Raw genomic sequence first — 26,135 nt, 5'->3', positions numbered from 1 at the left:
CGGCAGGACGACGGCCGGCGCCAGGCACCCGTGGCACGGCGAAGGCCCCCGATCCCTTGCGGGAACGGGGGCCTTCGCGTGACGAGGCGAGGCGCGCCCAAGGGGCGCGCTCAGCGCGCCTTACTTGGCGTCGTCGGCCTTCTTCTCCTCGGCGGGGGCCTCAGCGGCCTCAGCCTCGGGAGCCTCAGCGGCCTCGGCCTCAGCCGGGGTCTCCTCGGCCTGGGTCTCCTCGACGACCTCGGCTTCGGCCGGGGTCTCGGCCGGAGCCTCGGGCGCAGCCTTCGAGGTCGCCTTCTCGGCTTCCTTCACCACAGCCTGCTTCGCCGAGACCGGCTCGAGCACGAGCTCGATGACAGCCATGGGAGCGTTGTCGCCCTTGCGGTTGCCGATCTTGGTGATGCGGGTGTAGCCACCGTTGCGCTCCGCGAGCTGCGGGGCGATCTCGGTGAAGAGCTCGTGGATGATGCCCTTGTTGGTGTTCGTGCGGGCCGAGATGGCCGCCTGGACACGACGGCGCGAGGCGAGGTCGCCGCGCTTCGCGAACGTGATGAGGCGCTCGGCGACCGGGCGGAGGCGCTTGGCCTTCGTCACGGTCGTGGTGATCCGCTTGTGCTCGAAGAGCGCAGCGGCCATGTTGTTGAGCATGAGGCGCTCGTGCGCCGGGCCACCGCCCAGACGCGGACCCTTGGTGGGTGCAGGCATTGTTCTATCTCCTCGTGGGAACCGCTGCCGGCGCTAGCCGGCCGCAGGCAGGATGTTCTTAGAGCTCGTCGTCGCCGTACGGCGCCTCGTCCTCGTCGATCGCTGCAGCGCGAGCGGCGAGGTCGAACCCGGGAGGCGAGTCCTTGAGGGACAGGCCCAGCTCGAGGAGCTTGGCCTTGACCTCGTCGATGGACTTGGCGCCGAAGTTCCGGATGTCCATCAGGTCCGCCTCGGAGCGGGCCACGAGCTCACCCACGGTGTGGATGCCCTCGCGCTTGAGGCAGTTGTACGAGCGCACGGTCAGGTCCAGGTCCTCGATCGGCAGCGCCATGTCCGCGGCGAGAGCGGCGTCCGTCGGGGACGGGCCGATCTCGATGCCCTCGGCGGCGGTGTTCAGCTCGCGGGCGAGGCCGAACAGCTCCACCAGGGTGGTGCCGGCGGAGGCAACGGCGTCGCGCGGCTTGATGGCCGGCTTCGTCTCGACGTCGACAATGAGCTTGTCGAAGTCGGTGCGCTGCTCGACACGGGTCGCCTCGACGCGGAAGGTCACCTTCAGCACGGGCGAGTAGATCGAGTCGACCGGGATGCGGCCGATCTCCGCGTCCGCGGACTTGTTCTGCGCCGCGGACACGTACCCGCGGCCGCGCTCGATGGTCAGCTCGAGCTCGAACTTGCCCTTGGAGTTCAGGGTGGCGATGTGCAGATCCGGGTTGTGGATCTCCACGCCCGCCGGCGGAGCGATGTCCGCCGCCGTCACGACGCCCGGGCCCTGCTTGCGCAGGTAGGCGACGACAGGCTCGTCCTGGTCGGAGGAGATGGACAGGCTCTTGAGGTTCAGGATGATCTCGGTGACATCCTCCTTGACCCCCTGAACCGTGGTGAATTCGTGCAGCACGCCGTCAATCCGGATGCTGGTGACCGCCGCCCCCGGAATCGAGGACAGCAGGGTGCGGCGCAGCGAGTTGCCGAGGGTGTAGCCGAAGCCCGGCTCCAGCGGCTCGATGACGAAGCGGGAGCGGTTCTCGGATACTACTTCTTCAGACAGGGTGGGGCGCTGTGCAATGAGCACGTGGTTTTCCTTTCAGGAAGCATCCGCTATATGACGCAACACAGATGGATAAGGGTCTGAACTAAGTAATGAAGCCGGGCGTGCCCACGTGAGGCGAGTCGCCGCCGTCGTGCGTCCTTCCGACGCACGACGGCGACTGCTCGCCTCGGGCGGCCACGCCGGCCCCGGCAACCTTGTTAGACGCGGCGGCGCTTCGGCGGGCGGCAGCCGTTGTGGGCGGACGGGGTGACGTCCTGGATGGACCCGACCTCGAGGCCAGCGGCCTGCAGGGCGCGGATCGCGGTCTCGCGGCCGGAGCCCGGACCCTTCACGAACACGTCGACCTTGCGGAGGCCGTGCTCCTGGGCACGCTTCGCGGCGGACTCGGCGGCCTGCTGCGCGGCGTACGGGGTGGACTTGCGGGAGCCCTTGAAGCCGACCTCACCGGCGGAAGCCCACGAGATCACAGCGCCGGACGGGTCCGTGATGGACACGATGGTGTTGTTGAAGGTGCTCTTGATGTGCGCCTGACCGAGCGCGATGTTCTTCTTGTCCTTGCGGCGCGGCTTGCGGACCGACGTCGCACGAGTCTTTGGGGGCATGTGCTATCTCCTACCTAAGTCCTGGGTGACCTGGCCGCTATCAGCGGCCGGCCTTCTTCTTGCCGGCGACGGTGCGCTTCGGACCCTTGCGGGTACGAGCGTTGGTCTTGGTGCGCTGACCGCGGACCGGGAGGCCCCTGCGGTGGCGAAGACCCTCGTAGCTGCCGATCTCGACCTTGCGGCGGATGTCGGCGGCCACCTCGCGGCGGAGGTCACCCTCAACCTTGTAGTTGCCCTCGATGTAGTCGCGGAGCTGGACCAGCTCGGCGTCCGTCAGGTCCTTCACACGAACGTCGGCGCTGATGCCAGTGGCAGCGAGCGTCTCCTTCGCACGGGTGCGGCCCACGCCGTAGATGTAGGTAAGCGCGATTTCCAGCCGCTTTTCGCGGGGAATGTCAACGCCAGCGAGACGAGCCATAGTGGCGGTTCTCCTTGTGTATTCCGGAGGTGGTAGGCAGTACACCCGCTCTTGCTCTAGCGGCCCCAGCCTCCGGGCCGGGGGTTAGCTGTCCGGGCCCTGTATGTCGTCCCAGCGCAGCTTGTGCTGCCTTCTTCAGTTGTTGCGTGGGCGTCGCCCGGCCTGATCCTCGTTGCGGGGTCCCGTCCCGTTCGTTACGGGGTCCCGTCCCGGGGGAATCAGCCCTGGCGCTGCTTGTGGCGCGGGTTCTCGCAGATCACCATGACCCGGCCGTTACGGCGGATCACCTTGCACTTGTCGCAGATCTGCTTGACGCTCGGCTTGACCTTCATGGCGTTCCTTTGCGTGTTGATAGCAGGTGGTCAGCATGAACGCCCGGGTGCCCCCGGGCGCGCTGCTTACTTGTAGCGGTAGACGATCCGGCCGCGGGTCAGGTCGTACGGGCTGAGTTCCACCACCACGCGATCCTCAGGGAGGATGCGGATGTAGTGCTGGCGCATCTTCCCAGAGATATGAGCGAGTACGACGTGCTTGTTCGTCAGCTCAACGCGGAACATCGCGTTGGGCAGCGCTTCAGTCACGACGCCCTCGATCTCGATGACACCGTCCTTCTTGGCCATAGCCTCCGCTAACTGTCAGTGCCGCTGGGCGCGCTGGGCCCCCGGCGGACGTGTATGGTTGACGACTGGACCGGCCCCAGCCCTCAAAAGGGCATAGCTGGGCCGACAGCCAACACACAACTGTACGCCAGTGCTGGCCGGAAGTTAAATCCGCCCATGGTACACGGTGCGCTCGGCGGGCCAGCCGCCGCGGCCGCTGGGAGACTACTGTGTGCCTACGCGCGTCATACAGGGGGAACTCGATGGGCACTGGATCTCTGCCACCGAGGAACGTGGCCGTCTTCATCGATCTGGAGAACCTCTTCGGAGGGTACGCGAAGGACGTGGGGTCCGTGCCCCTCGCCGCCATCATGGAGCAGCTGACCGCGGTGATCAGCCCGCCGGGCGGCGTCTCACGCACGACGGCGGTACGCGCCTACGCGAATTGGGCCCAGCCCGCGATGCGCGCCTATGAGGACGACCTGCTCGCCCACGGCATCGAAGCCGTGCAGGTCTTCTCCTTCACGAAGAGCGTCAAGAACGCGGCCGACATCCAGATGTGCGTCGACGTCCTGGCCGAGGCGCAGGACAGGCCGTGGACCGGGACGTTCGTGATCGTGAGCGGCGACGGCGGATTCGTGCCGCTGGTCCGGCGGCTGCGGCAGCTCGACAAGCGGGTCGTCGTGGCCTCGACGAACCATGCTGCGGCCGGGACCGTGAACCACCTGCTGGCCTCCGCAGCGGACGAGTACCACGTCCTCGAGGTCGCGCCGCCGGCGTCCCCAACCCGCCCGGGCAAGCCGGGGGCACCGACCCTCGCCCAGTACCGGGACGAGATCAAGGCCGCTGTGAAGGCCAACCCGGGCATGCGCGTCGGGAAGGCCGTCAACGCCGGCCCCCTGGGTGTGCACCTGCGGCAGAAGTGGCCCGCAACGACTGTCAAGGACTTCGGGTCCGCGACCCTCGGCAACTTCGTGGAGCAGCACTGCGGGCTGACGGTCCATCGGCCTGCGCCAGCCAAGGCTCCCGAAGCCACCCCCGCAGCCGTGGCACCTCAGGCGCAACCACCGGTCGCTGAAGCACCCCAGTCGAAGGCGGCGGCGCCCGCGAAGGCGACCGCGCCGCCGTCGTCCGCCGAGCGCGCCGCATATCTCCGAGCCGTCCGCCGGCTGTTCCTCAACGGCCCGATGTCCGCCGCCGTGGATGCGGCGACGCGGATGTCCCTTGCCACCGCCGGCTCCCTCGTGCGCCAGCACGTCCCCGGCAAGACCTACAGCGACGCCGGGTACGGCACGTTCGGCGACATGCTGCGGGACGCGCTCGCGGGGACGTCGTACTCGCTCGGACGGGACGAGAAGCACGCGTACGTGGAGCGGTCCCCGAGCCTGCTCCAGACCTAGTAGGGGCGCCGGCTCCTCCGTAGTATGGGCCGGGCCACACCGGAGACGAAGCGGGGAATCATGGGATCGATCGAGTACGGGCTGGGCTTCACCCTCGACGCCATCGACGACGTCGAACTCAGGCAGGTGCAGGGTGCGGTCCTCGAACGCCTCCTGGACGGGAAGTCGATGTGGATCGCCGCCGGCCGGGAGGGCAAGGGCATGACCCTGTTCCTCAATCCCAGCTCGCAGCTCGTGTTCACGTACGGCTCGGCGCCGATCCCGGAGGTGGACCAGCGCCGGGTCGACGTCTACCGGGCCCTGATCCGAAAGTTCGGCGGGATCTTCATCAACCACGGTGTGGTGCCCGACGAAGACGCCATGGTGGACGCGATCGGTGAGGACTTGGGCTCCGGTGGCCGGGCGGGGGACGAGGGGCGCTAGCTCCAGCGACCGGGGCTGCCCAGGCCCCGCCTCATGCGGCGCGGGCGGTCGTCCCCAGCTTTCGGGCCGTTCCTCCCCAGCTTTCAGCAGCAACCCACAGGGGCACTGGGGCTGCCGTCCACTCTGAGCGACCCGGCCGTCAAGAACTGGGGAGGACGGTACGGGAATCGACGCCGCCAGACGGGGACGGCTGCTCACGTGGACGACCCGGATTACTCCTCCACAGGTGGCCACTTGAGGCTGACCGTCCACATCGTAGAAGCCGGAGCTTCAGTCCCAGGTCAGGGCTGGCCACGATGAGGCATGGCCGATGTGACCCAAGAGCTGAGCGCGAGGAACGGTGTTGCCCGGACGGGGGAGCTCATCGCGGCTGGCATCGGTCGGCGTCAGCTGCAGGCGGCCATCGCGAAGGGCACGGTCGAGCGGCCGGCGAGGGGCGTCGTCGTGCTTCCCGGAGCCGATCCGCTGCTCGTGCGATGCCTGACGACCAATTCGCTCCTGACCTGTGTCTCCGCAGCGGAGGGCCACGGCCTCTGGGTTCTGCAGAGGCCTGAGCGCGTGCATCTGCTCCGGACGGACGGGCGGCTCGTGTCGGAGCGGGCCGTGGTGCACCGGCAGTCCTGGGTCACCGGTGATCCTGGGAGCCGGTTCGCCTCCCTGGCCGACGTGGTGCTGCATGCGCTCTCCTGCCTGCCTGAACTCGAGGCGCTGGTCATCGCCGAGTCCGCTGTGCAGAAGGGGCTTTCGAAGGACTTCCTCCGGGCCCACCTCCCGGGACGTCGCAACGGGCGGGTCCGCGCCGTTCTGGATCTCATCGACACGGGAGCCGATTCCCTCGTTGAGACACTGGCCCGAACCCACCTGCGCAGAGCCGGGCTGCGGGTGCAGCCGCAGGTCTGGGTGAAGGGCGTGGGGTGGGTGGATCACCTCGTCGAGGAATGCGTGGCTGTCGAGACCGATGGGAAAGAGCATCAGAAGCCCGCCAGCCGGTACGAGGACTACGCGCGGGATGCCCGCGCCCAGGCTCTAGGTCTTCCCGTCGTGCGTTTCGGCTACGCCGATGTCGTCCACCGTCCGGGCGAGATGGTCGAGCGGGTGAAGGCTGTGGTGGCCGCTCGGCGTTCTCTGGGCGAGCCGCCGGCCCTCTGAGGCGGGCATTCCTCCCCACCTTCTGGGGCGCTCGTCCCCAGCTTCAGCTTCCGACCCGCGCGATCCGTGGGCTCGGAACCTGCCGAGCGCGCTGCTGGCCCCAAGAGCTGGGGAAATCAGTACGCCTCCCCCGGGTCGGGCCCCGCGTGCAGTGACCTCGGCACCACACCGGGTGACCTCGACGCCACACCGGGTGACCTCGGCACCACACGGGGTGACCTCGGCACCACACCGGGTGACCTCGGCACCACACGGGGTGACCTCGGCGGATCAGGGGGCCGGGTAGGGGGCCCAGCTGCCGAAGGGGGTCGTGACGGGGGTCGCCGCGAGGACGCCGTCGAGGATGGCGTCCCGGGTCGCCTCCGCCGCGGCGATCTGCACGGCCATCATGAGGGAGACCCGCGCCTGGTCGCTCGAGCGGTCGGCGGCGATCTCCCGCGTCGAGACGGCGAAGACGGTGTCCCCGTCGACGAGGGTGTGGCTCGGGTCGAGCGCGCGGGCAAGGCCGGCGTGTGAGGCCGTCGCGAGCCGCTGGCACTCCGCGGGCGTGAGCGCGGCGTTCGTCCCGACCACCACGAGTGTCGTGTTCAGTCCGCCTCCAGCGCCGCCCCCGCCGCCGGGCCCGCCCGGGCCACCCGGACGGACCTTGGCCGCCGCGACCGCCTCCTCGGCGACGGCCGTAGCCTGGGCGCCGGGGAACACGGGCAGGCCGGCGGCATTCACCACCGCGAGCGCCCCCACCACGATGCCCTCCGGCAGCGACACCTCGGGCATCCCGGGCGGCCCGGGCACGGGCCCGCCGGGCACACGCACCGAGGCCATGCCGACGCCTCCCTTGTACTGCATCCTGCCGAGCACCGCCCCGGTGCCGGCACCGACGCAGCCGCGGAGGCCGGCGTCGTCCGCGTCCGCGAGCCCGGCGGCGGCGGCCGCCGCAGCGAACCCCATCGCCGTGTCGGGGCGGGCGGAGAAGTCCCCGCCGCGCCCGAGGTCGAAGATGACGGCCCCCGGCACGATCGGGACCACCCCGCCCATCACCGGGTGCCCCTGCCCCTGCGACTCGAGCCACAGCTGGACGCCGGTCGCGGCGGCGAGCCCGTACGCGCTCCCGCCGCAGAGCGCGACGGCGTCGACGGTCTGGACGAGGGTCGAGGGGTCGAGCGCATCGGTCTCGGTGGTGCCGGGGCCGCCGCCCCGCACGTCCACCCCGCCCGCACTGCCGGGGGGAAGCACGACGGCGGTCACCCCCGTGAGCCATCCGTCGCCGACGCGCTGGGCATGGCCCACGCGGATGCCGGGTACATCGAGGAGGGAACCCATGGGGCCATTCAACGCCTCCCTTCCGACTCCGCTCAACAGCGCGCCGCCCCGGGCCGGGCCGGATGCGCGCAAACTCAGGGTGAACTCTTGGATACCTCCGGCGGAATTAACCCACGGAACCGGCCGCCGCGGTCAGTCCACCCATGCCGGGCGTGGTCCACTACTGGGCGGGGGGAATTCCGCACCAGCCCCGAGAACCATGAAGGAAAAGCTTGTCAACGACTCATTCCGGTCGCAGGATACGACAATGAGCGACCTCACCGCGGAGCGCCGCCGCAAGGGCGCAGCACCCACGTCGCCGCCGGCCAGACGCACCCGCTTCTCCGGACGCACCCGCCGCGACTTCTTCGTCTTCCTCGCGTTCGCGCTGCCGAATCTGGCCCTCATCGCCGTCTTCACCTACCGGCCCCTGTTCGCGAACCTCCAGTACTCGTTCCTCGACTGGACGCTCGGCTCGCCGAGGGCCCGGAACATCGGCTTCGACAACTACGCGACCTTCTTCGGCAGCGACGACGCCGCGCGAGTCCTCGGCACCACCGCTGTCTTCACGGTCCTGACCGTGGGGCTGTCGATGGTGCTGGGCCTCCTCGTTGCCCTCGCGCTCAACGCGAGGGTGCGCGGCACCACCTTCGCCCGCTCGGCCGTGTTCGCGCCCTACGTGCTCTCCGGCGTCGGCGTGGGCCTGGTCTGGATGTTCATCTTCGACCCGGGGTACGGCGCCCTCTCGTGGATCCTGCGCAGCTTCGGGGCGCGCAGTCCCGAGTGGTTCAACGACCCGCAGCTCGCGCTGACCATGGTGATCCTCGTCTACGTCTGGAAGAACCTGGGCTACTGCGCGGTGGTGTACCTCGCGGGGCTGCAGTCCCTTCCGAGCGACATCATGGAGGCCGCCGCGATCGACGGCGCCGGGTCCGCGCGCCGCTTCTGGAGCATCAGCCTCCCGCTGCTCTCCCCCACGACGTTCTTCCTGCTCATCACCACGATCCTGTCGAGCCTCCAGGCGTTCGACCTCATCCGGATCATGACCCCCCTCGGCACCGGGACGAGCACCCTCATCTACGAGGCCTACCTGCAGGCCTTCGGCTCGTACAACCGCGCGGGCTACTCGGCGGCCATCTCGGTGGTCCTCTTCGTGATCCTGCTCGTGGTCACGGTCGTGCAGCTCCGCTTCGTCGAGAGGAAGGTGCACTACGCATGACCGCCCCCGCACCCGCCCCCGTCGCCGAGCACGCCGGCGAGCCCCTGAGGGAACGGCCGTTCTCCAGGCAGAACCTCATCCGCACCATCGCGGGCGGCTACCTCCCGCTCATCATCGCAACCCTCATCGTGGCGCTGCCCCTGCTGTGGATGGTCCTGAGCTCGTTCAAGACGCCCGGTGAGATCGTCACGACCGAGCTGCAGGTCCTTCCCCAGTCCCTCAACCTCGACAACTACCGCGATGCGATGACCACCGTCCCGTTCGGGCGGTTCTTCCTGAACTCGGCCATCGTCACGGCCGCCGGGGCCACGATCAAGGTGACCCTGGCGATCATGACCGCCTACGCGCTCGTGTTCGTGCGCTTCCCGTTCAAGAACCTGATCTTCATCCTGATCCTCGTCGCGCTCATGGTGCCCCCGCAGGTCTCCATCCTGCCGAACTACATCCTCGTCGCAGGGATCGGCGGCAAGAACACCCTGTGGGGCATCATCCTCCCGGGCCTCGGCACCGCGTTCGGCACGTTCCTCCTGCGCCAGCACTTCATGACGCTGCCGGCCTCGATCCTCGAGGCCGCGGAGATCGACGGGGCCGGGCACTGGAAGCGGCTCTGGCAGATCGTGGTGCCCGTCTCGGTGCCGTCAATCGCCACCGTGGCGCTCGTGACGATCGTCTCCGAGTGGAACGACTACATCTGGCCGCTCATCATCACCGACCGCCCCGAGGTCATGACCCTGCCGGTCGGCCTGACCCTCCTGCAGAACTCCGAGAGCGGCGGCGGGGCGTGGGGCATGCTCATGGCCGGCGCGGTCCTCGTGATCATCCCCGTCCTCGTGGTCTTCGCGATGCTGCAGCGCTACATCGTGGCCGGACTCACCCAGGGCAGCGTCACCGGGTGACGCACGACGGCGGGCGCGCACCCGCCGTCGTCCGCCTCCTTCCCCACTCCAGCACCCACCCACGAAAGGCAGACCATGGCATTCCGACTCGATCGCCGTCACTTCCTCGCCCTCGCCGGCGCAGGGACCGGGGCCGCGGCCCTCGCCGCCTGCGGCGGCCCGGACACCTCCGGCGGATCGGCGTCCTCCGCCGCCGCGGACCTCGACTTCAAGGACGTCAAGCCCGCCGCCTCCATCGACTTCTGGACCAGCCACCCCGGCAAGTCGCAGGACGTCGAGAAGCAGCTCGTCGACAAGTTCCAGGCAGCGAACCCGACCATCAAGGTCAACCTCGTGACCGCGGGCGCGAACTACGAGGAGATCGCGCAGAAGTTCCAGACCGCGCAGGCCGCGAACTCGGGTCTGCCCGGCGTCGTCGTGCTCTCCGACGTGTGGTGGTTCCGCTACTACATCAACGGCAACATCATCCCGATGGACTCGCTCATCAAGCAGCTGAACTTCGACCTCGGCGACTACCGCGACTCCCTCGTGAAGGACTACCAGTACGCCAACAAGCAGTGGGCCATGCCGTACGGGCGCTCGACCCCGCTGTTCTACTACAACAAGGACCACTTCAAGGCCGCCGGGCTGCCGGACCGCGCCCCGAAGACCTGGTCCGAGTTCGCCGACTGGGCGCCGAAGCTCAAGGCCGCCTCGGGTGCGCAGTACGCCTACATGTACCCGGCGCTGGCCGGGTACGCGGGCTGGACGCTGCAGAACAACCTGTGGGGCTGGGGGTCCGGCTGGTCCAAGGACTGGGACATCACGTGCGACTCGGACGACGCCGTCGCCGCGATGCAGTGGGTCCAGGACTCGGTGTACAAGGACAAGTGGGCGGGCGTGTCCTCGAAGGAGTCCGCGGACGACTTCTCGGCCGGCATCACCTCGACCACGATCTCCTCCACGGGCTCCCTCGTGGGCATCCTCGCGAGCGCGAAGTTCAACGTGGGCGTGGGGTTCCTGCCGGGCGGCCCGAAGTCGGAGAAGCCCGTGTGCCCGACCGGCGGCGCCGGCCTCGGCATCCCCTCGGGCATCTCGAAGGAGCAGCAGCTCGCGGCGGCGATGTTCATCAAGTTCGTCGGAGAGCCGGAGAACACGGCGGCCTTCTCCGCCGCCACCGGCTACATGCCGAACCGCAAGTCCGCTGACATGACCCAGGTCCTCGCCAAGACGCCCCAGATCCAGACCGCGATCGACCAGCTCGCCGTCACCCGGGTCCAGGACAACGCCCGCGTGTTCCTCCCCGGCGCGGACCAGGAGATGGCCAAGTCCTTGGCCAAGATCGTCACCCAGCAGGGCGACGTGAAGTCCACGATGTCCGACCTGAAGAAGACCCTCCAGGGCATCTACGACAAGGACGTGAAGCCGAAGCTCAAGTAGCGTCACCGCGGCAACCCCGCACGACGGAGCCGCCCGCCTTCCACGGCTGGCGGCGCCGTCGCGCGTCGGCGGGCACCCCTACGGCTGCTCCGGGATCCAGAAGGGGGCCTGCGCGCCGTGCCCGGTGAGCTGGTCTCCCCGGGTCAGCTGGTCGCCGATGCGGGTCAGCGGGGCAAACGACGAGTCGTAGGGGACCGCGGGCGGGGTCGCCCCTCCCGCCGGCCCGGGGGCCAGGACTGCGAGGAGGAGGGCTGCCACGGCGGCCGCCATGGCGGTCGTCCTCGTGCGGGATGCGGGTGCTGCGATCATCGGACTCACCTTCCGTCAGCTGGTGGAGTGATGCTTCAACAGTCCTGCCGAGCGCGCTGGGCCACATCGGGAGCATCCCCTCAGATCCGCTCGCCGGACCCTCAGATCTGGCCCGCGCGGGCACGCCGGTGGCACGCTGGAGACGTGGCGGAACAGGGGCGCGGCGGCGGCCCCGGCGTGGTGGGGCGTGCGGAGGAACTGGCCGGGCTGGCCGGGATCATCGACACGGCGTGCGCGGGCCAGGCCGGCAGCGCCCTCATCCTCGGCGACCCCGGAGTGGGCAAGACCGCCCTCGTCGCGGCGGCGTGCGCTACGGCGTCTGCAGCCGCGGACGGGCGCCTGCACGTCCTCAAGGGGGCGGCGCTGCCCATGGGCTCCTCGGCGGTCCCGTACCTCGCCCTCCGCTCGGCGTTCCGGGCCGCGCCGGCCGACCGGGGGCCGGTTCCGCTCCTGCACCGGGCTTCCGGCGAGTCGCTTGCGAACATGCCGCTGCTCATCGACGAATGGCTCACCGCCCTCACTGAGGACGCCCCGGTTGTCCTCGCCGTCGACGACCTGCACTGGGCCGACCAGGGGACCCTGGATGTCCTGATGTACCTCATCGCCGGGCCCGCTGATCGCTGCCTGGCCGTCCTCGCGACCTCACGGCTGAGCGAGGCCCACTCCGCCTCACCGCTGCGGGAGTGGCTCGCGGACGTGCGACGGCTCCCCGGCGTCGAGGTCAGCACGCTCCAGCCGCTCGACCGCCCCGGCACGGAGGCCCTGCTCGGCCGTCTCCTCGGAGCGGCTCCGCGGCAGTCGCTGGTCACCGAGGTCTTCGCCCGCTCGGCCGGCAACCCGTACCTCACGTCCCTCCTGGCCCGCGGCCTGACCGCAGCCGACCGGCACCTCGGCTCCGGGCTCCCGGCCGACCTGGGGACAGCAGTGCTCAGGTCGTGGCACGGGCTCCCGGACCAGGCGCGGCTCCTGACCGCGATGCTCGCCGTCGGAGGCCGGGAGGTGGCCGTGCGGGACCTCCGCCGGGTCGCGGCAGACGAGGTGCCGCCCGATGCCGTCGTGCCCCTCCTGCGCGCGGCCGCCGCCGCGGGGATCCTCGACCTCTCCCCCGACGGGACCTACTGGTTCCACCACCCGCTCATCGCCGAGATGCTCGTGCAGACCCTCTCCGCCGACGAGCGGCAGCGCTGGCACGGCGTCTTCGCCGCGGTCTACGAGGAGCTTGCGGAGACGCACGACGACGGGCGGTCGCCGCTGCCGCTCATTGCACTCGCCGACCACCACCACCGCGCGGGGAACACGGAGGCCGCCTACCGGTGGGCGCTGCGGGCCGCCGGTTCCGGCGACGGCTCGATCACGCCGAGCGACACGCTGCGCTTGCTGCGGCGCGCCGTCGCCCTCCGAGAGCGGGTGCCGGACGCCGGTGAGACGCCCCGCGACCTGTGGGGGGCGGTCCGCTCGGCCGCCCGCGACGCGGGGGACTTCACCGCCGAGCTCGAGGCGGTCGACGCCCTGCTGGCTGCGCTCGACCCGCGGGCGGAGCCGCTCGCGGTCGCGGAGCTCATGATCCGCCGCATGCACCTGCGCTGGTCCACGGGGGAAGCCTTCTTCGAACCGGCCGTCGCGGCGCAGGCAGTCCGGCTCGCCGAGGCGGAACCGGGCAGCTGGCAGCATGCCTACGCGCTCGCGGAGCACGCGCATGCTCTCATGTGGAGGGACCGGAGGCAAGGCGGCGCCCTGGCTGAGCGCGCGCTGGCCATCGCCGTCCGCGCAGGGAATCCCCTCGCACTCACCTACGCGAGGGCTGCCTCCGCGATGGCCGCCCTGGCCGACGGGCGGAACCAGGAGGCCGTCGAGCTGACCGCGGAAGCGATCGCGGACGCCCTCAGCGCGCGGGACTTCTGGGCCGCCATCCACGCCGTCATGTGGCACGCGAACGCCCAGCTCCCGACCATGTTCCTCAGGGAGTACGCGGACATCATCGCCGAGGGCCGGCGGCGGCTGGAGGCCCATGGGTCCCCGCACGCCTACACGGCGAAGCTCGCTGCGATCGAGGCCGAGAGCTGGCTTGCCGTCGGCGAGTGGCGGCGGACCCTTGCGGCGCTCAGGAACACCCTCGGCGCGGACCCCGGGCCAATCGCCGACGTCTCGGCACGCCTCACCGCGGCCCGGCTCGCGGCCCTCCAGGGCCGGGACGACGACGCGCTCGCCCAGCTCGCACGGGCCGAGGAGCTCTCGGACAACGGGGAGGCGTACCTGAACCTGGACTTCGCCGCGATCCGGGCAGAGGTGTACGCCGCCTGCGGCCGGCCCGCGGAGTCGTTCTCGGCGGCCATGGCAGGAGCGACGCGGCCGGGGCCCCCGCCCACCATGTGCGAGTGGCTCGTGATGCAGGCAGCGCGGGCCCTCGCGGACCAGGCGCAGGACGCGAGGGACAGCGGCCGCCGCGCCGACAGCTTCGTGAGCGCCGCCGATGAACTCCAGAGGCGCTTCCCCCATGGGCTCCACGAAACGCACGGCGACCAGGAACTCTATCTGTCCGTCCTCACGGCGCTCCACAGCCTCTACCTCGCAGAGCTCGGCCGCGCCCGCGCAGAACGGGACAACGCCGCGGCGTGGGCTGCGGCCGCGGACGCGTGCGGAGAGGCGTCGCTGCGCTGGGAGGAGGCGTATGCCTGCCGCCGGGCGGCCGAGGCGTTCCTGCTCCACGGCCGCGCCTCCAGGGCACAGGGCAGCGCGTTCCTCCGCCGCGGCCTTGCCCTGGCTGCCGGGCTTCAGGCCCGGCCCGTCCTCGAGGCGCTCGACCAGCTCGCGTCCCAGGCGAGGATCCCCACCGGGCCGGTCGCCCAGACGCACGACGCCGGCCCTGCCCGCCTCCCCGGGCTCACGCCCCGCGAGGCGGCCATCCTCGACTACGTGGTAGCGGGCAGGACCTACGGCGAGATCGCACGGGAACTGGTGATCAGCGAGAAGACCGTCAGCTCCCACATTTCGAGCCTCCTGCGGAAGACCGGGGCCGCGAACCGCGTAGACCTCGCGCGGATCGCCGCGCGGGGGCGGCCGCCCCACGGCGGCTGAGCGCACGTGCACACCAACCATGGGTTTCGACTCCGCTCAACCAGCGGGGATGGGAACCGGGCTCAACCGGCGGGGATGGTAACAGGCGTGACCCCGAGCGGCTCGAGCTCGGAGGCCCCGCCGTCGGGCGCCGTGAGCACCCAGATGCCGCCCGCGTGCCGGGCGACCGAGTGCTCCCACTGGGAGGCATGCGAGCCGTCCGTGGTCACGACCGTCCACTCGTCGTCGAGCACCTTGGTGTCGATGGACCCGCGCACGAGCATCGGCTCGATCGCGAGGGCCATGCCCGGCTTGATCTTCGCCCCCCGGTGGCCGGTGCGGTAGTTCAGCACGTCCGGCGCCATGTGCATCTGGGAGCCGATCCCGTGGCCCACGTAGTCCTCGAGGATGCCCAGCGGGGCCCCCTCCTGTGCGGAGACGAAGTCGTCGATAGCGTCCCCGATGTCCCCCACGAAGGAGCCCTTCGCGAAGGCGGCGATCCCGTGCCACATGGCCTGGCGGGTCACCTCGGACAGCCGCACGTCCTCGGGGTCGCCGTCGCCGACGATCACCGTCCGCGCCGAGTCCGCGTTCCAGCCGCGGACCACGCAGCCGCCGTCGATCGAGATGATGTCGCCCTCGGCGAGCACGCGGCTGCCCGGGATGCCGTGCACGACCTCGTCGTTCACGGAGGCGCAGATGTGGCGCGGGTAGCCGTGGTAGCCGAGGAAGTTGTACTGGGCGCCCGCCTCGTCCACGACCGCGGCGAAGGCCGCGTCGAGGTCGTCGGTCGTGGCCCCGGGCACGGCGGCGGCCACGGCGGCGTCGAGGGCACGGCTCAGCAGCACCCCGGCCTGGGCCATGATGCGCAGCTGCCCGTTGTTCTTGTACTCGATCTTCCGCTGGCCGATCACAGCCGCTCCCTTCCTCCAGTGGGCCCGATGGCCCACGCTCCACAGGACGAGGCGCCGCCCGCGGGGAGTGACCCGCGGACGGCGCCTGTCGTCGTCGTGCGCGTCCCCCTAGGAGGCGGAGCGCACCGTCGTCTCGATCGCGGCAAGCACCCGGTCGGTGACCTCGTCGATGGCGCCGATGCCGTCGACGCGGGTCAGCGTGCCGCGCTCGTCGTACTTGGAGACCACGGCCTCCGTCTGCGTGTGGTACAGCTCGAGGCGGTGACGGATCACGTCCTCGGTGTCGTCGCTGCGCCCGGTCTCCTTGGCACGGTTCAGCAGGCGCGCGACGAGCTCCTCGTCGTCGGCGGTGAGCTGGAGGACCACGTCGAGGGACTGGCCCTTCTCCGCGAGGATCTCGTCCAGGTACTCAACCTGCGCGACGGTGCGCGGGTACCCGTCGAGGAGGAAGCCGTTCGCGGCGTCGTCCTGCGCGAGGCGGTCGCGCACCATGCTGTTCGTCACCGAGTCCGGGACGAAGTCGCCGGCATCCATGTACTTCTTCGCCTCGATGCCGAGGGGCGTCTGCTCCTTGACGTTGAAGCGGAAGATATCGCCCGTCGAGATGGCGACGATGCCGAGGCGGTCGGAGATCCGTTCCGCCTGGGTGCCCTTGCCGGAACCGGGCGGGCCAATGAGCAGCATTCTCGTCATCGCAGTAGTCCTTCGTAGTGTCGCTGTTGGAGCTGAGCATCGATCTGCTTGACGGTCTCGAGGCCCACGCCGACCATGATGAGGATCGACGTACCGCCGAACGGGAAGTTCTGGTTCGCGTTGACGAGCACGAGGGCGATCAGCGGGATCAGAGCCACGATGCCCAGGTACAGGGCGCCCGGCAGAGTGATGCGCGAAAGTACGTACTGCAGGTAGTCCGCAGTGGGCTTCCCGGCACGGATGCCGGGGATGAAGCCGCCGTACTTCTTCATGTTGTCGGAGACCTCTTCGGGGTTGAAGGTGATCGCGACGTAGAAGTATGTGAAGAAGAGGATCATCAGGAAGTAGATCGCCATGTACACCGGGTGGTCGCCGCGGGTCAGGTTGTTGTTGATCCACTCCACCCAGCCGGGGATCGGCGAGCCGTCGTGGGGCGTGTTGAACTGCGCCACGAGAGCGGGCAGGTACAGCATCGACGAGGCGAAGATGACCGGGATGACGCCCGCCATGTTGACCTTGATCGGGATGTACGTGCTCGTCCCGCCGACTGTCCGGCGGCCGATCATGCGCTTCGCGTACTGCACCGGCACGCGGCGCTGCGACTGCTCGACGAACACGACCAGCGTCATCGTGATGATGCCGATGACGATCACAAGGAAGAACGTGCCAGGGCCCTTCGAGGACCAGATCTGCCCGAGCGAGGTCGGGAAGGTCGCGGCGATCGAGGTGAAGATCAGCAGCGACATGCCGTTGCCGATCCCCTTCTCCGTCACAAGCTCGCCCAGCCACATGATCAGGCCCGTGCCGGCCGTGAGCGTGATGATCACGAGGATCGTCGTGATGATGCTCTGGTCCGGGATGATCTGCAGCTGGCAGTTCGGGAACAGCTGGCCCGAACGGACGAGCGAGACCAGCGTCGTCGCGTTCAGCAGGCCGAGGGCGATCGTGAGGTAGCGCGTGTACTGCGTGAGCTTCGTCTGCCCCGCCTGGCCCTCGTCGTACAGCTCCTGGAACCGCGGGATGACCACGCGCAGCAGCTGCACGATGATGCTCGCCGTGATGTACGGCATGATCCCGAGCGCGAAGATCGACACCTGCAGCAGCGCACCGCCGCTGAAGAGGTTCATCATCTGGTAGATGCCCTGCTGGTCGCCCGTCACCGACGGGGAGAGGCACTGTCGCACGTTCGCGTAGTTGACGCCCGGCGCGGGGATGAAGGCACCCAGGCGGAAGATCGTGATGATGCCCAGCGTGAACAGCAGCTTGCGCCGCAGGTCGGGCGTCCGGACAGCCCGGCCAATCGCAGAAAGCACGCTTCTCCTCCCCATCCGAGGAATGTAGGGTCATTGGCTCCAGGGCATGGATGGCGGCCCGGAGTCGAGGGTCCAGCTCACGAGTTTACCGTTACCGGACCGTCAGCAGTGAATCGGCGCCCGGGCGAGCGGCGAGCGGCACCTCCGGCGCGGCGAACGCGGAAGGCCCGCGGCGCCGTCGTGCGCCCCCTCCCGCGCTCGGGGCGCGCCCCAACGCGAAGGGCCCCCGCCGCCGTCGTGGGTAATCCACGACGGCGGCAGGGGCCCCTCGTCTCACAGCGTCGGCTGCGCTCCTGCGAAGGTCAGAGGACGTTCGCGGAGCCGCCGGCGGCGGCGATCTTCTCCGAGGCGGACGCGGAGAAGGCGTGCACGGTGACATCGACCTTGACGGTGATGTCGCCCGAGCCGAGCACCTTGACCGGCTCGTTCTTGCGAACGGCGCCCTTGGCCACGAGGTCCTCGACCGTCACGGTGCCACCCTCCGGGAACAGCTCGGAGAGCTTGTCCAGGTTCACGACCTGGAACTCGACCCGGAACGGGTTCTTGAAGCCGCGGAGCTTCGGCAGGCGCATGTGCAGCGGAAGCTGCCCGCCAGCGAAGCCAGCCTTGACCTGGTAGCGGGCCTTCGTGCCCTTGGTGCCACGGCCGGCGGTCTTGCCCTTGGAGCCCTCACCGCGACCCACACGGGTCTTCGCGGTCTTGGCGCCAGCGGCGGGACGCAGGTGGTGGACCTTCAGCGCAGAAGACTTCTCAGTCTCGTTCTCTGCCATTACTTCGCCTCCTCAACCTTCACGAGGTGCGGAACCGTGTTGACCATGCCCACCGTCACGGCGTCGGCCTTGCGGGTGACCGTGTGGCCGATCCGCTTGAGGCCGAGCGAACGAAGGGTGTCGCGCTGGTTCTGCTTGGCGCCGATGACGCCCTTAATCTGGGTGATCTCCAACGTGGCGTCGGAGGGAGCCAGGTTCTTCGCCATGACTCATGCACCTGCCTTCGAGTTCTGGAGGTTGCGCACCATGGCGGCCGGGGCGACCTCGTCCAGCGCGAGGCCACGGCGGGCAGCCACAGCCTGCGGCTCCTCAAGGCCCTTGAGCGCCTCGACCGTCGCGTGGACGATGTTGATGGCGTTCGAGGAACCCAGGGACTTGGACAGCACGTCGTGGATGCCGACGCACTCGAGGACGGCGCGGACCGGGCCACCGGCGATCACACCGGTACCCGGGGCGGCCGGGCGCAGCATGACGACGCCTGCGGCGGACTCGCCCTGCACACGGTGCGGGACCGTGGTGCCGATGCGGGGGACGCGGAAGAAGGACTTCTTGGCCTCCTCCACACCCTTGGCGATGGCCGCGGGGACCTCCTTGGCCTTGCCGTAGCCGACGCCGACCATGCCGTTGCCGTCACCCACCACCACGAGGGCGGTGAAGCTGAAGCGACGGCCGCCCTTGACGACCTTGGCGACGCGGTTGATGGTCACGACGCGCTCGATGAACTGGCTCTTCTCGGCGTCGCGGTTGTCGCGACCGCCACGGCCGCCGCGGTCACCGCGGCCCTGGCCGCGACCCTCGCCACGACGACCGCCGCGGCGCTCCTCGGTGGCGGGAGCGGTCCCAGCAGCCTCCGCTGAATTCTGCTCGGTCACGTTCACCTTCTCTGCATTCGCTGCGTTGTCTGCGGTCACAGTGCCAGCCCACCTTCACGTGCGCCGTCCGCGATCGCAGCCACGCGGCCGTGGTACTTGTTGCCACCGCGGTCGAACACGACGGCCTCGATGCCAGCAGCCTTCGCACGCTCGGCGACGAGCTCGCCCACGCGCTTGGCCTTGGCGGTCTTGTCGCCCTCGAAGGAACGGAGGTCGGCCTCGAGAGTGGAGGCGGAGACCAGCGTGATGCCCTTGCTGTCGTCGACCACCTGGACGAAGACGTGGCGCGAGGAGCGGTTCACGACGAGGCGGGGACGCTCGGCGGAGCCGACGATCTTCTTGCGGAGGCGGAAGTGGCGACGAGCCCGAGCCTGCTGCTTGGACTTGGCCACGCGCTTCTTGTTGATGCCCAGACCCATGGTTACTTACCAGCCTTTCCGACCTTGCGGCGGATAACCTCGCCGGCGTAGCGGATCCCCTTGCCCTTGTACGGGTCGGGCTTGCGCAGCTTGCGGATGTTGGCAGCGACCTCGCCGACCTGCTGCTTGTTGATGCCGGACACGGAGAGCTTGGTGGGGCCCTCGACCGTGAACGTGATGCCCTCGGGCGCGTTCACCGTGACCGGGTGCGAGTAGCCGAGCGCGAACTCGAGGTCCGAGCCCTTGGCCTGCACACGGTAACCGGTGCCGACGATCTCGAGCTTCTTCTCGTAGCCCTTGGTCACGCCCTCGATCATGTTGAAGATGAGCGTGCGGGTCAGGCCGTGGAGCGAGCGCGCGATGCGCTCGTCGTTCGGGCGGGTCACCGAGAGGGTCGAGTCGTCGAGGGAAACCTCGATCGGGCTGGCCACAGTGTGGGTCAGCTCGCCCTTGGAGCCCTTCACGGTCACCACGGAGCCGTCGATCTTGACCTCGACGCCGGCGGGGACGGTGATGGGGAGACGTCCAATGCGGGACATATCTTCTTCCTTCCTTCCCTTACCAGACGTACGCGAGGACTTCGCCGCCCACGCCCTTCTTGGCGGCCTGACGGTCAGTCAGGAGCCCAGAGGACGTGGACAGGATGGCGATGCCGAGGCCGCCCAGCACATGCGGGAGGTTCGTGGACTTCGCGTACACGCGGAGGCCCGGCTTGGAGATGCGGCGGACACCGGCGATCGAACGCTCGCGGTTGGGGCCGAACTTGAGGTCCAGGGTCAGCTTCTTGCCGACCTCGGCGTCCTCTTCCTTGTAGGCCGAGATGTAGCCCTCGGCCTTCAGGATCTCAGCAACCCGGACCTTGAGCTTCGACGACGGCATGGTCACCGAGTCGTGGTAGGCCGAGTTGGCGTTGCGCAGACGCGTCAGCATGTCTGCGACGGGATCAGTCATAGTCATTGTGGGCTCGTGCCCTTCCTCATGACGGTTTCCGCCCTGCCCGGGAGCCTGCGGCTCTCGCTGCGGTGCGGACCTTTCACGTAGTGATTCAGTCTTCGTTCTTGAACGGGAAGCCGAGGTGCTTCAGGAGCGCACGGCCCTCGTCGTCGGTCTTGGCGGTCGTGACGACCGTGATGTCCATGCCGCGGAGGCGGTCGATCTTGTCCTGATCGATCTCGTGGAACATCACCTGCTCGGTGAGGCCGAACGTGTAGTTGCCGTTGCCGTCGAACTGCTTGCCCGAGAGGCCGCGGAAGTCGCGGATACGGGGCAGGGCGAGGGACACGAGGCGGTCCACGAACTCCCACATGCGGTCGCCGCGGAGCGTCGCGAAGGCGCCGATGGGCATTCCCTCACGGAGCTTGAACTGGGCGATCGACTTGCGGGCCTTGACGACCTGCGGCTTCTGGCCCGTGATGAGAGTCAGGTCGCGCACAGCGCCCTCGATGAGCTTCGAGTCCTTGGCGGCGTCGCCGACGCCCATGTTCACGACAACCTTGACCAGGCGCGGGACCTGGTTCACGTTCTCGTAGTTGAACTCGTCCTGGAGGGCCTGCTTGATGCTCTCGGCGTACTTCGCCTTGAGGCGGGGCACGACCTTGACCGGAGTCTCGACAGTCTCAGTCATCAGATGTCCTTCCCGGTGGCCTTGGAGTAGCGGATGCGGACGGTCTTGGAGACGCCGTCCTTCTCCACGGTCTCGAGGCGGAAGCCGACGCGAGTGGGCTTCTTGGTCTCGGGGTCCACGAGGGCCACGTTAGAAACGTGGATCGGGGCCTCGACCTGCTCGATGCCGCCGGTCTTGGTGCCGCGCTGGGTCTGGCCTGCCTTGACGTGCTTGGTGACTCGGTTGATGCCCTCGACGAGAACTCGGTTCTCCTCGGGGAACACCTTCAGGACCTTGCCCTGCTTGCCCTTGTCACCGCCCTTGTCCTGCTTGGTGCCGGTGATGACCTGGACCAGGTCGCCCTTCTTGATCTTTGCGCCCATGAGTCAGAGCACCTCCGGAGCCAGCGAGACGATCTTCATGAACTTCTTGTCGCGCAGCTCGCGGCCGACCGGGCCGAAGATACGCGTGCCACGGGGGTCGCCGTCGTTCTTGAGGATGACTGCCGCGTTCTCGTCGAAGCGGATGTAGGAGCCGTCCGGACGACGGCGCTCCTTCTTGGTACGGACGACGACGGCCTTGACCACGTCGCCCTTCTTGACGTTGCCGCCAGGGATAGCGTCCTTGACGGTGGCGACGATCACGTCGCCGATGCCTGCGTAGCGGCGGCCGGATCCACCGAGAACGCGGATGGTAAGGATTTCCTTGGCACCCGTGTTGTCGGCGACCTTGAGCCGCGACTCCTGCTGAATCACTTCTACTCCTTACGTCTCGCCGGTTCTCGCACTGCGGTCCTGCTGCAGAGCGAGCCTTGCGGAACGGTTGATGGGGTGTCTCTCGACCCGCCTGGATGTCGCCAGAACGGGCCTGAATCGCCGTGCCACGCGCATGTGTCCCCTTCCTGCTGCGAGGAGCAGCGCCGGGGCGCTCCCCTTCGGCAGAAGGGCATTATGCGGTGGCACGATGGTTCACGAGGTTTGTCACGGCATGGCGAAGCCAGCCGTACAAGCTCAATATCGTACCACGCCGCCGCTGTCCACCCCGCATCCCCCCGGGGGCACCGACAGCGCGGCTGTCGCCGACAAGCGCGCTTCAGGCGCGCTTGTCCGCTAGAGCGGAACTGGCGGTAGGTCGAAGGCCGACCGCCACGAGCTTCGCCCGGAACTGCGCAGGACGTTCGAGGTCCAACCAGTCAAGCCGCAGCGTCGGATGGCCAAGCGCGAGAAGGCGGTTCTCCCTCCGCTTCTCCCTCCGGATGATCTCCCTCGGATCCTCACCGCGTGTCATCTCCTCACGGAAGTACTTGCCCCAACCATCGAACTCTCCCACGGGGTCCAACCGTTCGCGCGAATGCACGGCGCGTTCGGCCTCCGCTTGGCCCCAGTAGTAGTCGGTCCTGCCCACGAAGCCGAGAGCGTCATAATGCACCACCTGCAGCTCAGGCTCAGGGAATCCAAAGAGGTGCATGAGAGCGCGACCCACTGACTCCCCAGGAGACTCGGCTCCTTTCCTGGCAAGGCCGGCCACGAGCTCTGCCCTGAGCCGGTGAGACCGATGCGGCAGGTTGCTGATGGCCGCGACCATCTCGGATCGGTCAAGGAGTGGCACATCTGGCTGCCGCCGGAGGACGCCGTCGGCGACAGTGAGTGCGCGTGCGAACTTCCCGCCAGCGAGCACCTCCACCAGAGCCAGTGCGAGAGGGACCGTCTCGAACTCCCCGACGATCACAGGTTCGATGTCAGCGTGATGGTGACGACGGATCGGATGAGCGCCCAGCTTTCGCGCTCTCGCGGCCAAGGAACCGTCCCCTCTGACTTCGAACGTGCACGGCCTCGTGCCCAAGCGACTCGTAGTCGTCGTCGCGACTTCCACTGCCGACGGCGCCTTGACGGTCGGGATGCCGTGGAGGAACAGCGCCGTCTCGCCGCAGAATACAGTGCCGGGATTGGCTTGGGCATGCGCCGCAAGCACGAGCAGAAACCGGTCGCGAACCTCGAGGCTGACCCATAGGTCCGTCGGTACATAGAACCCCCGGCGCAGTCGGGAGATGGCACCGGAGACGAAGAGCCGACGAGGATCGGAAGCCCCACCCTGAAGCTCACGGCGCGAAGTGTCGATGAGGTGGCCAAGAGGGTCCATGACCCGAGTCTCGCGTCCATCGCCGTGGCCCCGGGGCGTGGTACGCCCTATGTGGACGACACTCCGCCCAAGAAGGTTGTGGAGGAGAAATGCCGATGCTGGCTGACAGTTCAGCAGTCGTCATCAAGCGCTCCACGGTGGCACTGCACGACGATAGACGCGCCCCGGCGGCGGCGACGCCCCCGCCCCCGCCGCACACCCGCCGTCGTGCGCTCCCGAGACGGCGGAAGGCCCGCCCCCACGAGGGGAACGGGCCTTCCGGCATGTCCGCGAGAAACGCGAGGAGGCTTACTTGGCCTTCTCGAGGATCTCGACGAGGCGCCACCGCTTGGTGGCGGACAGCGGGCGGGTCTCCGCGATGAGAACGAGGTCGCCGATGCCGGCGGTGTTGTTCTCGTCGTGGGCCTTGCGCTTCTCGGTGCGGCGGATGACCTTGCCGTACAGCGAGTGCTTCACGCGGTCCTCGACCTCGACGACGATCGTCTTGTCCATCTTGTCGGACACGACGTAGCCGCGGGCGGTCTTGCGGTAACCGCGCTGGCGCTCGGCGGCGGCGTTCTCCGTCACGGAGTTCTCCGTCACCTTGTTCTCCTGATCGCTCACTTGGCGTCCTCCTCGGCCTCAGCCTTGGCGGACTTCTTCTCGGCCTTCGCCGCCTTCTTCTCGTCCTTCGCGTCGACGACGGCGGGGGCCGCCTCGGCGCGGATGCCGAGCTCACGCTCACGCATGATCGTGTAGATGCGGGCGATGTCCTTCTTCACGGCGCGCAGGCGGCCGTGGTTCTCGAGCTGGCCGGTGGCCGACTGGAAGCGCAGGTTGAACAGCTCTTCCTTGGCCTTCTTGAGCTCCTCGAAGAGGCGCTCGTTGTCCAGCTGGTCGAGCTTCTCAGCCGTCAGATCCTTCGAACCGACTGCCATTCTCATTCACCACCTTCGCGGCGCACGATGCGCGCCTTCAACGGGAGCTTGTGGATGGCCAGGCGCAGGGCCTCGCGAGCCACCTCGTCAGACACACCGGAGAGCTCGAAGAGCACACGGCCGGGCTTGACGTTGGCGATCCACCACTCCGGAGAACCCTTACCGGAACCCATGCGGGTCTCGGCAGGCTTCTTGGTCAGCGGACGGTCCGGGTAGATGTTGATCCAGACCTTGCCGCCACGCTTGATGTGACGGGTCATGGCGATACGAGCGGACTCGATCTGACGGTTGGTCACGTAGGCAGGCGTGAGAGCCTGGATGCCGTACTCGCCAAACGAGACCTTCGTGCCGCCGGTAGCAGCGCCGGAACGACCCGGGTGGTGCTGCTTGCGGTGCTTCACACGACGCGGGATAAGCATTTAAGCCTCTCCTCCTTCTGCTGCCGGAGCAGCGGCCTCGGCGGCCGGAGCGGCGGTCTCGGCGGGAGCCGAGGACTGCTGCTGGCGGTCGCCAGACGGACGACGGCGGCGCTCGCCACCGGGGCGGCCCGGACGGTCGCCACGGTCGCCACGGGGACCGCGGGACGGAGCGGCGGCGGCCTGGGCAGCCAGCTCCTTCGAGGTCACATCGCCCTTGTAGATCCAGACCTTCACGCCGATGCGGCCGAAGGTGGTCTTGGCCTCGTAGAAGCCGTAGTCGATGTTCGCGCGCAGCGTGTGCAGCGGCACACGGCCTTCGCGGTAGAACTCCGAGCGCGACATCTCGGCGCCGCCGAGACGGCCGGAGCACGCGATGCGGATGCCCTTGGCGCCGGCGCGCTGCGCCGACTGCATGGCCTTCTTCATCGCGCGGCGGAACGCGACGCGGCTCGAGAGCTGCTCCGCGACGCCCTGGGCGACGAGCTGGGCCTCGACCTCGGGGTTCTTGACCTCGAGGATGTTCAGCTGGACCTGCTTGCCGGTGAGCTTCTCGAGCTCGCCGCGGATGCGGTCCGCCTCGGCGCCGCGGCGGCCGATCACGATGCCCGGACGGGCCGTGTGGATGTCCACGCGGACGCGGTCGCGGGTGCGCTCGATCTCGACCTTGGCGATGCCGGCGCGCTCCATGCCGTTGGTCATGAGCTGGCGGATCTTGACGTCCTCACGGACGAAGTCCTTGTAGCGCTGACCCGGCTTGTTGCTGTCGGCAAACCAGTGCGAGACGTGGTCGGTGGTGATGCCGAGTCGGAACCCGTGCGGGTTGACCTTCTGTCCCATTTACCGGGCCTCCTCGTTCTCGGGCGTCGCGACGACCACGGTGATGTGGCTGGTGCGCTTCTTGATGCGGTAGGCGCGGCCCTGGGCGCGCGGCTGGAACCGCTTCATGGTCGGACCCTCGTCGACGAACGCCTCAGAGATGTAGAGGTCGCTCTCGTCGAACGCGACACCGTCGCGGTCGGCGAGGACACGGGCGTTGGCCATCGCGGATGCGAGGACCTTGTACACCGGCTCCGAAGCCGCCTGCTGGGCGAACTTCAGGATCGCCAGAGCCTCATTCGCCTGCTTGCCACGAACAAGGTTGACGACGCGCCGGGCCTTCATCGGCGTTACGCGGATATGACGCGCAATTGCCTTGGCTTCCATTGCTTTCCTTCTCTTTCTCAGAGCTCAGCGCTGCTGCTGCCGTGAGGCAGGGGGTCAGCGGCGCTTGCCCTTCTTGTCGTCCTTCACGTGGCCGCGGAAAGTCCGCGTCGGGGCGAATTCGCCGAGCTTGTGCCCGACCATCGACTCGGTGACGAAGACCGGGATGTGCTTGCGCCCGTCGTGCACGGCGATCGTGTGCCCGAGCATGTCGGGGATGATCATCGAGCGGCGGGACCAGGTCTTGATGACGTTCTTGGTGCCCTTATCGTTTTCCCTGGCGACCTTCACAAAGAGGTGCTGGTCAACGAAAGGACCCTTCTTCAGGCTGCGTGGCAT

34 protein-coding genes are annotated in these 26,135 nt (G+C 68.7%); 7 read left to right on the top strand and 27 right to left on the bottom strand.

All coding sequences use genetic code 11. From position 1 onward, the window contains the following. Window positions 1-120: 120 nt before the first annotated feature. The 6 genes from rplQ to infA all read right to left on the bottom strand — a co-directional run bounded on the left by rplQ (window position 121) and on the right by infA (window position 3,390). Complete coding sequence (gene rplQ / locus ACQ5BE_RS08095) at window positions 121-702, bottom strand: 50S ribosomal protein L17 (protein WP_344298828.1); 582 nt, start codon at window positions 700-702, stop codon at window positions 121-123. Window positions 703-760: 58 nt separating this feature from the next. Next, window positions 761-1,771, bottom strand: a complete 1,011-nt coding sequence (locus tag ACQ5BE_RS08090; protein WP_208709899.1) for a DNA-directed RNA polymerase subunit alpha — start codon at window positions 1,769-1,771, stop codon at window positions 761-763. A gap of 176 nt (window positions 1,772-1,947) precedes the next feature. Beyond that, window positions 1,948-2,352 carry a 30S ribosomal protein S11 gene (gene rpsK, locus ACQ5BE_RS08085; protein WP_043120112.1) on the bottom strand — a complete coding sequence of 135 codons (405 nt, stop codon included), beginning with the start codon at window positions 2,350-2,352 and terminating at the stop codon, window positions 1,948-1,950. Window positions 2,353-2,392: 40 nt separating this feature from the next. Continuing rightward, window positions 2,393-2,770: a 30S ribosomal protein S13 gene (gene rpsM / locus ACQ5BE_RS08080; RefSeq protein ID WP_066499470.1), complete on the bottom strand. Its 378-nt coding sequence runs from the start codon at window positions 2,768-2,770 to the stop codon at window positions 2,393-2,395. 218 nt (window positions 2,771-2,988) lie between these two features. Beyond that, window positions 2,989-3,102: a 50S ribosomal protein L36 gene (gene rpmJ / locus ACQ5BE_RS08075; RefSeq protein ID WP_011775570.1), complete on the bottom strand. Its 114-nt coding sequence runs from the start codon at window positions 3,100-3,102 to the stop codon at window positions 2,989-2,991. Between the two features lie 66 nt (window positions 3,103-3,168). Next, window positions 3,169-3,390, bottom strand: coding sequence for a translation initiation factor IF-1 (gene infA, locus ACQ5BE_RS08070; RefSeq protein ID WP_011775571.1), 222 nt, complete (start codon window positions 3,388-3,390; stop codon window positions 3,169-3,171). Window positions 3,391-3,662: 272 nt separating this feature from the next. On the opposite strand from infA, the gene ACQ5BE_RS08065 reads away from it, so the two are divergent. The 3 genes from ACQ5BE_RS08065 (at window position 3,663) to ACQ5BE_RS08055 (ending at window position 6,341) form a co-directional block, all read left to right on the top strand. After that, a complete protein-coding gene (locus ACQ5BE_RS08065) occupies window positions 3,663-4,769 on the top strand; it encodes an NYN domain-containing protein (protein ID WP_430296497.1) in 1,107 nt (368 codons plus the stop codon). 60 nt (window positions 4,770-4,829) lie between these two features. Further along, window positions 4,830-5,192 (top strand): hypothetical protein, encoded by a 363-nt coding sequence (locus ACQ5BE_RS08060; protein ID WP_430296496.1) that lies wholly within the window; start codon window positions 4,830-4,832, stop codon window positions 5,190-5,192. A 303-nt stretch (window positions 5,193-5,495) separates the two neighbouring features. After that, window positions 5,496-6,341 (top strand): type IV toxin-antitoxin system AbiEi family antitoxin domain-containing protein, encoded by an 846-nt coding sequence (locus tag ACQ5BE_RS08055; RefSeq protein ID WP_430296494.1) that lies wholly within the window; start codon window positions 5,496-5,498, stop codon window positions 6,339-6,341. 270 nt (window positions 6,342-6,611) lie between these two features. Here the strand turns inward: ACQ5BE_RS08055 and ACQ5BE_RS08050 are convergent, their stop codons facing one another. Continuing rightward, window positions 6,612-7,661: a P1 family peptidase gene (locus ACQ5BE_RS08050; protein WP_430296492.1), complete on the bottom strand. Its 1,050-nt coding sequence runs from the start codon at window positions 7,659-7,661 to the stop codon at window positions 6,612-6,614. 247 nt (window positions 7,662-7,908) lie between these two features. On the opposite strand from ACQ5BE_RS08050, the gene ACQ5BE_RS08045 reads away from it, so the two are divergent. From ACQ5BE_RS08045 to ACQ5BE_RS08035, 3 genes are all read left to right on the top strand, one after another. Further along, window positions 7,909-8,859: a carbohydrate ABC transporter permease gene (locus ACQ5BE_RS08045; RefSeq protein WP_430296490.1), complete on the top strand. Its 951-nt coding sequence runs from the start codon at window positions 7,909-7,911 to the stop codon at window positions 8,857-8,859. After that, window positions 8,856-9,755: a carbohydrate ABC transporter permease gene (locus ACQ5BE_RS08040; protein ID WP_430296488.1), complete on the top strand. Its 900-nt coding sequence runs from the start codon at window positions 8,856-8,858 to the stop codon at window positions 9,753-9,755. The genes ACQ5BE_RS08045 and ACQ5BE_RS08040 overlap by 4 nt, the downstream gene beginning before the upstream one ends. A 75-nt stretch (window positions 9,756-9,830) precedes the next feature. Continuing rightward, a complete protein-coding gene (locus ACQ5BE_RS08035; protein ID WP_430296486.1) occupies window positions 9,831-11,174 on the top strand; it encodes an ABC transporter substrate-binding protein in 1,344 nt (447 codons plus the stop codon). 78 nt (window positions 11,175-11,252) lie between these two features. Here the strand turns inward: ACQ5BE_RS08035 and ACQ5BE_RS08030 are convergent, their stop codons facing one another. Continuing rightward, window positions 11,253-11,483 carry a hypothetical protein gene (locus ACQ5BE_RS08030; RefSeq protein ID WP_430296484.1) on the bottom strand — a complete coding sequence of 77 codons (231 nt, stop codon included), beginning with the start codon at window positions 11,481-11,483 and terminating at the stop codon, window positions 11,253-11,255. 144 nt (window positions 11,484-11,627) lie between these two features. Between ACQ5BE_RS08030 and ACQ5BE_RS08025 the strand changes: the two genes are divergently transcribed. Further along, window positions 11,628-14,558, top strand: coding sequence for a helix-turn-helix transcriptional regulator (locus ACQ5BE_RS08025; protein WP_430296482.1), 2,931 nt, complete (start codon window positions 11,628-11,630; stop codon window positions 14,556-14,558). 62 nt (window positions 14,559-14,620) lie between these two features. Here the strand turns inward: ACQ5BE_RS08025 and map are convergent, their stop codons facing one another. From map to rpsS, 19 genes are all read right to left on the bottom strand, one after another. Then, complete coding sequence (gene map / locus ACQ5BE_RS08020; RefSeq protein WP_430296480.1) at window positions 14,621-15,451, bottom strand: type I methionyl aminopeptidase; 831 nt, start codon at window positions 15,449-15,451, stop codon at window positions 14,621-14,623. Window positions 15,452-15,559: 108 nt separating this feature from the next. After that, on the bottom strand, window positions 15,560-16,135 hold the full coding sequence (locus tag ACQ5BE_RS08015; RefSeq protein WP_208713057.1) for an adenylate kinase: 576 nt from the start codon (window positions 16,133-16,135) through the stop codon (window positions 15,560-15,562). A gap of 5 nt (window positions 16,136-16,140) precedes the next feature. Beyond that, a complete protein-coding gene (gene secY / locus ACQ5BE_RS08010) occupies window positions 16,141-17,457 on the bottom strand; it encodes a preprotein translocase subunit SecY (RefSeq protein WP_208709922.1) in 1,317 nt (438 codons plus the stop codon). 302 nt (window positions 17,458-17,759) lie between these two features. Further along, entirely contained in the window at window positions 17,760-18,227 is a 468-nt protein-coding gene (gene rplO / locus ACQ5BE_RS08005) for a 50S ribosomal protein L15 (RefSeq protein ID WP_208709923.1), read from the bottom strand. Further along, complete coding sequence (gene rpmD, locus ACQ5BE_RS08000; protein WP_208709925.1) at window positions 18,227-18,433, bottom strand: 50S ribosomal protein L30; 207 nt, start codon at window positions 18,431-18,433, stop codon at window positions 18,227-18,229. Before rpmD ends, rplO begins: the two co-directional genes overlap by 1 nt. 3 nt (window positions 18,434-18,436) lie before the next feature. Then, window positions 18,437-19,099, bottom strand: a complete 663-nt coding sequence (gene rpsE / locus ACQ5BE_RS07995) for a 30S ribosomal protein S5 (RefSeq protein WP_430296478.1) — start codon at window positions 19,097-19,099, stop codon at window positions 18,437-18,439. A 35-nt stretch (window positions 19,100-19,134) separates the two neighbouring features. After that, on the bottom strand, window positions 19,135-19,518 hold the full coding sequence (rplR, locus tag ACQ5BE_RS07990; protein ID WP_430296476.1) for a 50S ribosomal protein L18: 384 nt from the start codon (window positions 19,516-19,518) through the stop codon (window positions 19,135-19,137). A 2-nt stretch (window positions 19,519-19,520) separates the two neighbouring features. Next, window positions 19,521-20,057, bottom strand: a complete 537-nt coding sequence (rplF, locus tag ACQ5BE_RS07985; RefSeq protein ID WP_208709931.1) for a 50S ribosomal protein L6 — start codon at window positions 20,055-20,057, stop codon at window positions 19,521-19,523. A 19-nt stretch (window positions 20,058-20,076) separates the two neighbouring features. Further along, window positions 20,077-20,475, bottom strand: coding sequence for a 30S ribosomal protein S8 (gene rpsH / locus ACQ5BE_RS07980; protein WP_208709933.1), 399 nt, complete (start codon window positions 20,473-20,475; stop codon window positions 20,077-20,079). 88 nt (window positions 20,476-20,563) lie between these two features. Further along, window positions 20,564-21,142 carry a 50S ribosomal protein L5 gene (gene rplE / locus ACQ5BE_RS07975; protein WP_208709935.1) on the bottom strand — a complete coding sequence of 193 codons (579 nt, stop codon included), beginning with the start codon at window positions 21,140-21,142 and terminating at the stop codon, window positions 20,564-20,566. Further along, window positions 21,142-21,504: a 50S ribosomal protein L24 gene (rplX, locus tag ACQ5BE_RS07970; protein ID WP_430296474.1), complete on the bottom strand. Its 363-nt coding sequence runs from the start codon at window positions 21,502-21,504 to the stop codon at window positions 21,142-21,144. Before rplX ends, rplE begins: the two co-directional genes overlap by 1 nt. 3 nt (window positions 21,505-21,507) lie before the next feature. Beyond that, window positions 21,508-21,876, bottom strand: a complete 369-nt coding sequence (gene rplN, locus ACQ5BE_RS07965) for a 50S ribosomal protein L14 (RefSeq protein WP_208709939.1) — start codon at window positions 21,874-21,876, stop codon at window positions 21,508-21,510. A gap of 337 nt (window positions 21,877-22,213) precedes the next feature. Beyond that, window positions 22,214-23,260 (bottom strand): hypothetical protein, encoded by a 1,047-nt coding sequence (locus tag ACQ5BE_RS07960; protein WP_430296473.1) that lies wholly within the window; start codon window positions 23,258-23,260, stop codon window positions 22,214-22,216. A gap of 288 nt (window positions 23,261-23,548) precedes the next feature. Further along, window positions 23,549-23,842 (bottom strand): 30S ribosomal protein S17, encoded by a 294-nt coding sequence (gene rpsQ, locus ACQ5BE_RS07955; RefSeq protein ID WP_344299065.1) that lies wholly within the window; start codon window positions 23,840-23,842, stop codon window positions 23,549-23,551. A gap of 17 nt (window positions 23,843-23,859) precedes the next feature. Continuing rightward, window positions 23,860-24,177 carry a 50S ribosomal protein L29 gene (gene rpmC, locus ACQ5BE_RS07950; RefSeq protein ID WP_208713058.1) on the bottom strand — a complete coding sequence of 106 codons (318 nt, stop codon included), beginning with the start codon at window positions 24,175-24,177 and terminating at the stop codon, window positions 23,860-23,862. Between the two features lie 2 nt (window positions 24,178-24,179). After that, entirely contained in the window at window positions 24,180-24,596 is a 417-nt protein-coding gene (gene rplP, locus ACQ5BE_RS07945; protein ID WP_208709945.1) for a 50S ribosomal protein L16, read from the bottom strand. Continuing rightward, window positions 24,597-25,433 (bottom strand): 30S ribosomal protein S3, encoded by an 837-nt coding sequence (rpsC, locus tag ACQ5BE_RS07940; RefSeq protein ID WP_430296471.1) that lies wholly within the window; start codon window positions 25,431-25,433, stop codon window positions 24,597-24,599. After that, window positions 25,434-25,799 carry a 50S ribosomal protein L22 gene (gene rplV, locus ACQ5BE_RS07935; RefSeq protein WP_208709949.1) on the bottom strand — a complete coding sequence of 122 codons (366 nt, stop codon included), beginning with the start codon at window positions 25,797-25,799 and terminating at the stop codon, window positions 25,434-25,436. 54 nt (window positions 25,800-25,853) lie between these two features. Continuing rightward, entirely contained in the window at window positions 25,854-26,135 is a 282-nt protein-coding gene (rpsS, locus tag ACQ5BE_RS07930) for a 30S ribosomal protein S19 (RefSeq protein ID WP_208709951.1), read from the bottom strand.

This window comes from Sinomonas sp. B1-1, from assembly GCF_050474465.1.
Lineage (GTDB): Bacteria > Actinomycetota > Actinomycetes > Actinomycetales > Micrococcaceae > Sinomonas > Sinomonas flava.
The sequence above is the reverse complement of the archived record's forward strand: the minus strand, read 5'-3'. Positions and strand labels throughout refer to the sequence as shown.

Excerpts from the sequence above, each read along its gene's own strand:
- rplQ (WP_344298828.1), bottom strand. The coding sequence starts at position 702 with ATGCCTGCACCCACCAAGGGTCCGCGTCTGGGCGGTGGCCCGGCGCAC.
- rpsK (WP_043120112.1), bottom strand. The coding sequence starts at position 2,352 with ATGCCCCCAAAGACTCGTGCGACGTCGGTCCGCAAGCCGCGCCGCAAG.
- rpsM (WP_066499470.1), bottom strand. The coding sequence starts at position 2,770 with ATGGCTCGTCTCGCTGGCGTTGACATTCCCCGCGAAAAGCGGCTGGAA.
- rpmJ (WP_011775570.1), bottom strand. The coding sequence starts at position 3,102 with ATGAAGGTCAAGCCGAGCGTCAAGCAGATCTGCGACAAGTGCAAGGTG.
- infA (WP_011775571.1), bottom strand. The coding sequence starts at position 3,390 with ATGGCCAAGAAGGACGGTGTCATCGAGATCGAGGGCGTCGTGACTGAA.
- ACQ5BE_RS08060 (WP_430296496.1), top strand. The coding sequence starts at position 4,830 with ATGGGATCGATCGAGTACGGGCTGGGCTTCACCCTCGACGCCATCGAC.
- ACQ5BE_RS08055 (WP_430296494.1), top strand. The coding sequence starts at position 5,496 with ATGGCCGATGTGACCCAAGAGCTGAGCGCGAGGAACGGTGTTGCCCGG.
- ACQ5BE_RS08050 (WP_430296492.1), bottom strand. The coding sequence starts at position 7,661 with ATGGGTTCCCTCCTCGATGTACCCGGCATCCGCGTGGGCCATGCCCAG.
- ACQ5BE_RS08045 (WP_430296490.1), top strand. The coding sequence starts at position 7,909 with ATGAGCGACCTCACCGCGGAGCGCCGCCGCAAGGGCGCAGCACCCACG.
- ACQ5BE_RS08040 (WP_430296488.1), top strand. The coding sequence starts at position 8,856 with ATGACCGCCCCCGCACCCGCCCCCGTCGCCGAGCACGCCGGCGAGCCC.
- ACQ5BE_RS08035 (WP_430296486.1), top strand. The coding sequence starts at position 9,831 with ATGGCATTCCGACTCGATCGCCGTCACTTCCTCGCCCTCGCCGGCGCA.
- ACQ5BE_RS08030 (WP_430296484.1), bottom strand. The coding sequence starts at position 11,483 with ATGATCGCAGCACCCGCATCCCGCACGAGGACGACCGCCATGGCGGCC.
- ACQ5BE_RS08015 (WP_208713057.1), bottom strand. The coding sequence starts at position 16,135 with ATGCTGCTCATTGGCCCGCCCGGTTCCGGCAAGGGCACCCAGGCGGAA.
- rplO (WP_208709923.1), bottom strand. The coding sequence starts at position 18,227 with ATGGCAGAGAACGAGACTGAGAAGTCTTCTGCGCTGAAGGTCCACCAC.
- rpmD (WP_208709925.1), bottom strand. The coding sequence starts at position 18,433 with ATGGCGAAGAACCTGGCTCCCTCCGACGCCACGTTGGAGATCACCCAG.
- rplR (WP_430296476.1), bottom strand. The coding sequence starts at position 19,518 with ATGGGTCTGGGCATCAACAAGAAGCGCGTGGCCAAGTCCAAGCAGCAG.
- rplF (WP_208709931.1), bottom strand. The coding sequence starts at position 20,057 with ATGTCCCGCATTGGACGTCTCCCCATCACCGTCCCCGCCGGCGTCGAG.
- rpsH (WP_208709933.1), bottom strand. The coding sequence starts at position 20,475 with ATGACTATGACTGATCCCGTCGCAGACATGCTGACGCGTCTGCGCAAC.
- rplE (WP_208709935.1), bottom strand. The coding sequence starts at position 21,142 with ATGACTGAGACTGTCGAGACTCCGGTCAAGGTCGTGCCCCGCCTCAAG.
- rplX (WP_430296474.1), bottom strand. The coding sequence starts at position 21,504 with ATGGGCGCAAAGATCAAGAAGGGCGACCTGGTCCAGGTCATCACCGGC.
- ACQ5BE_RS07960 (WP_430296473.1), bottom strand. The coding sequence starts at position 23,260 with ATGGACCCTCTTGGCCACCTCATCGACACTTCGCGCCGTGAGCTTCAG.
- rpmC (WP_208713058.1), bottom strand. The coding sequence starts at position 24,177 with ATGGCAGTCGGTTCGAAGGATCTGACGGCTGAGAAGCTCGACCAGCTG.
- rplP (WP_208709945.1), bottom strand. The coding sequence starts at position 24,596 with ATGCTTATCCCGCGTCGTGTGAAGCACCGCAAGCAGCACCACCCGGGT.
- rpsC (WP_430296471.1), bottom strand. The coding sequence starts at position 25,433 with ATGGGACAGAAGGTCAACCCGCACGGGTTCCGACTCGGCATCACCACC.
- rplV (WP_208709949.1), bottom strand. The coding sequence starts at position 25,799 with ATGGAAGCCAAGGCAATTGCGCGTCATATCCGCGTAACGCCGATGAAG.
- rpsS (WP_208709951.1), bottom strand. The coding sequence starts at position 26,135 with ATGCCACGCAGCCTGAAGAAGGGTCCTTTCGTTGACCAGCACCTCTTT.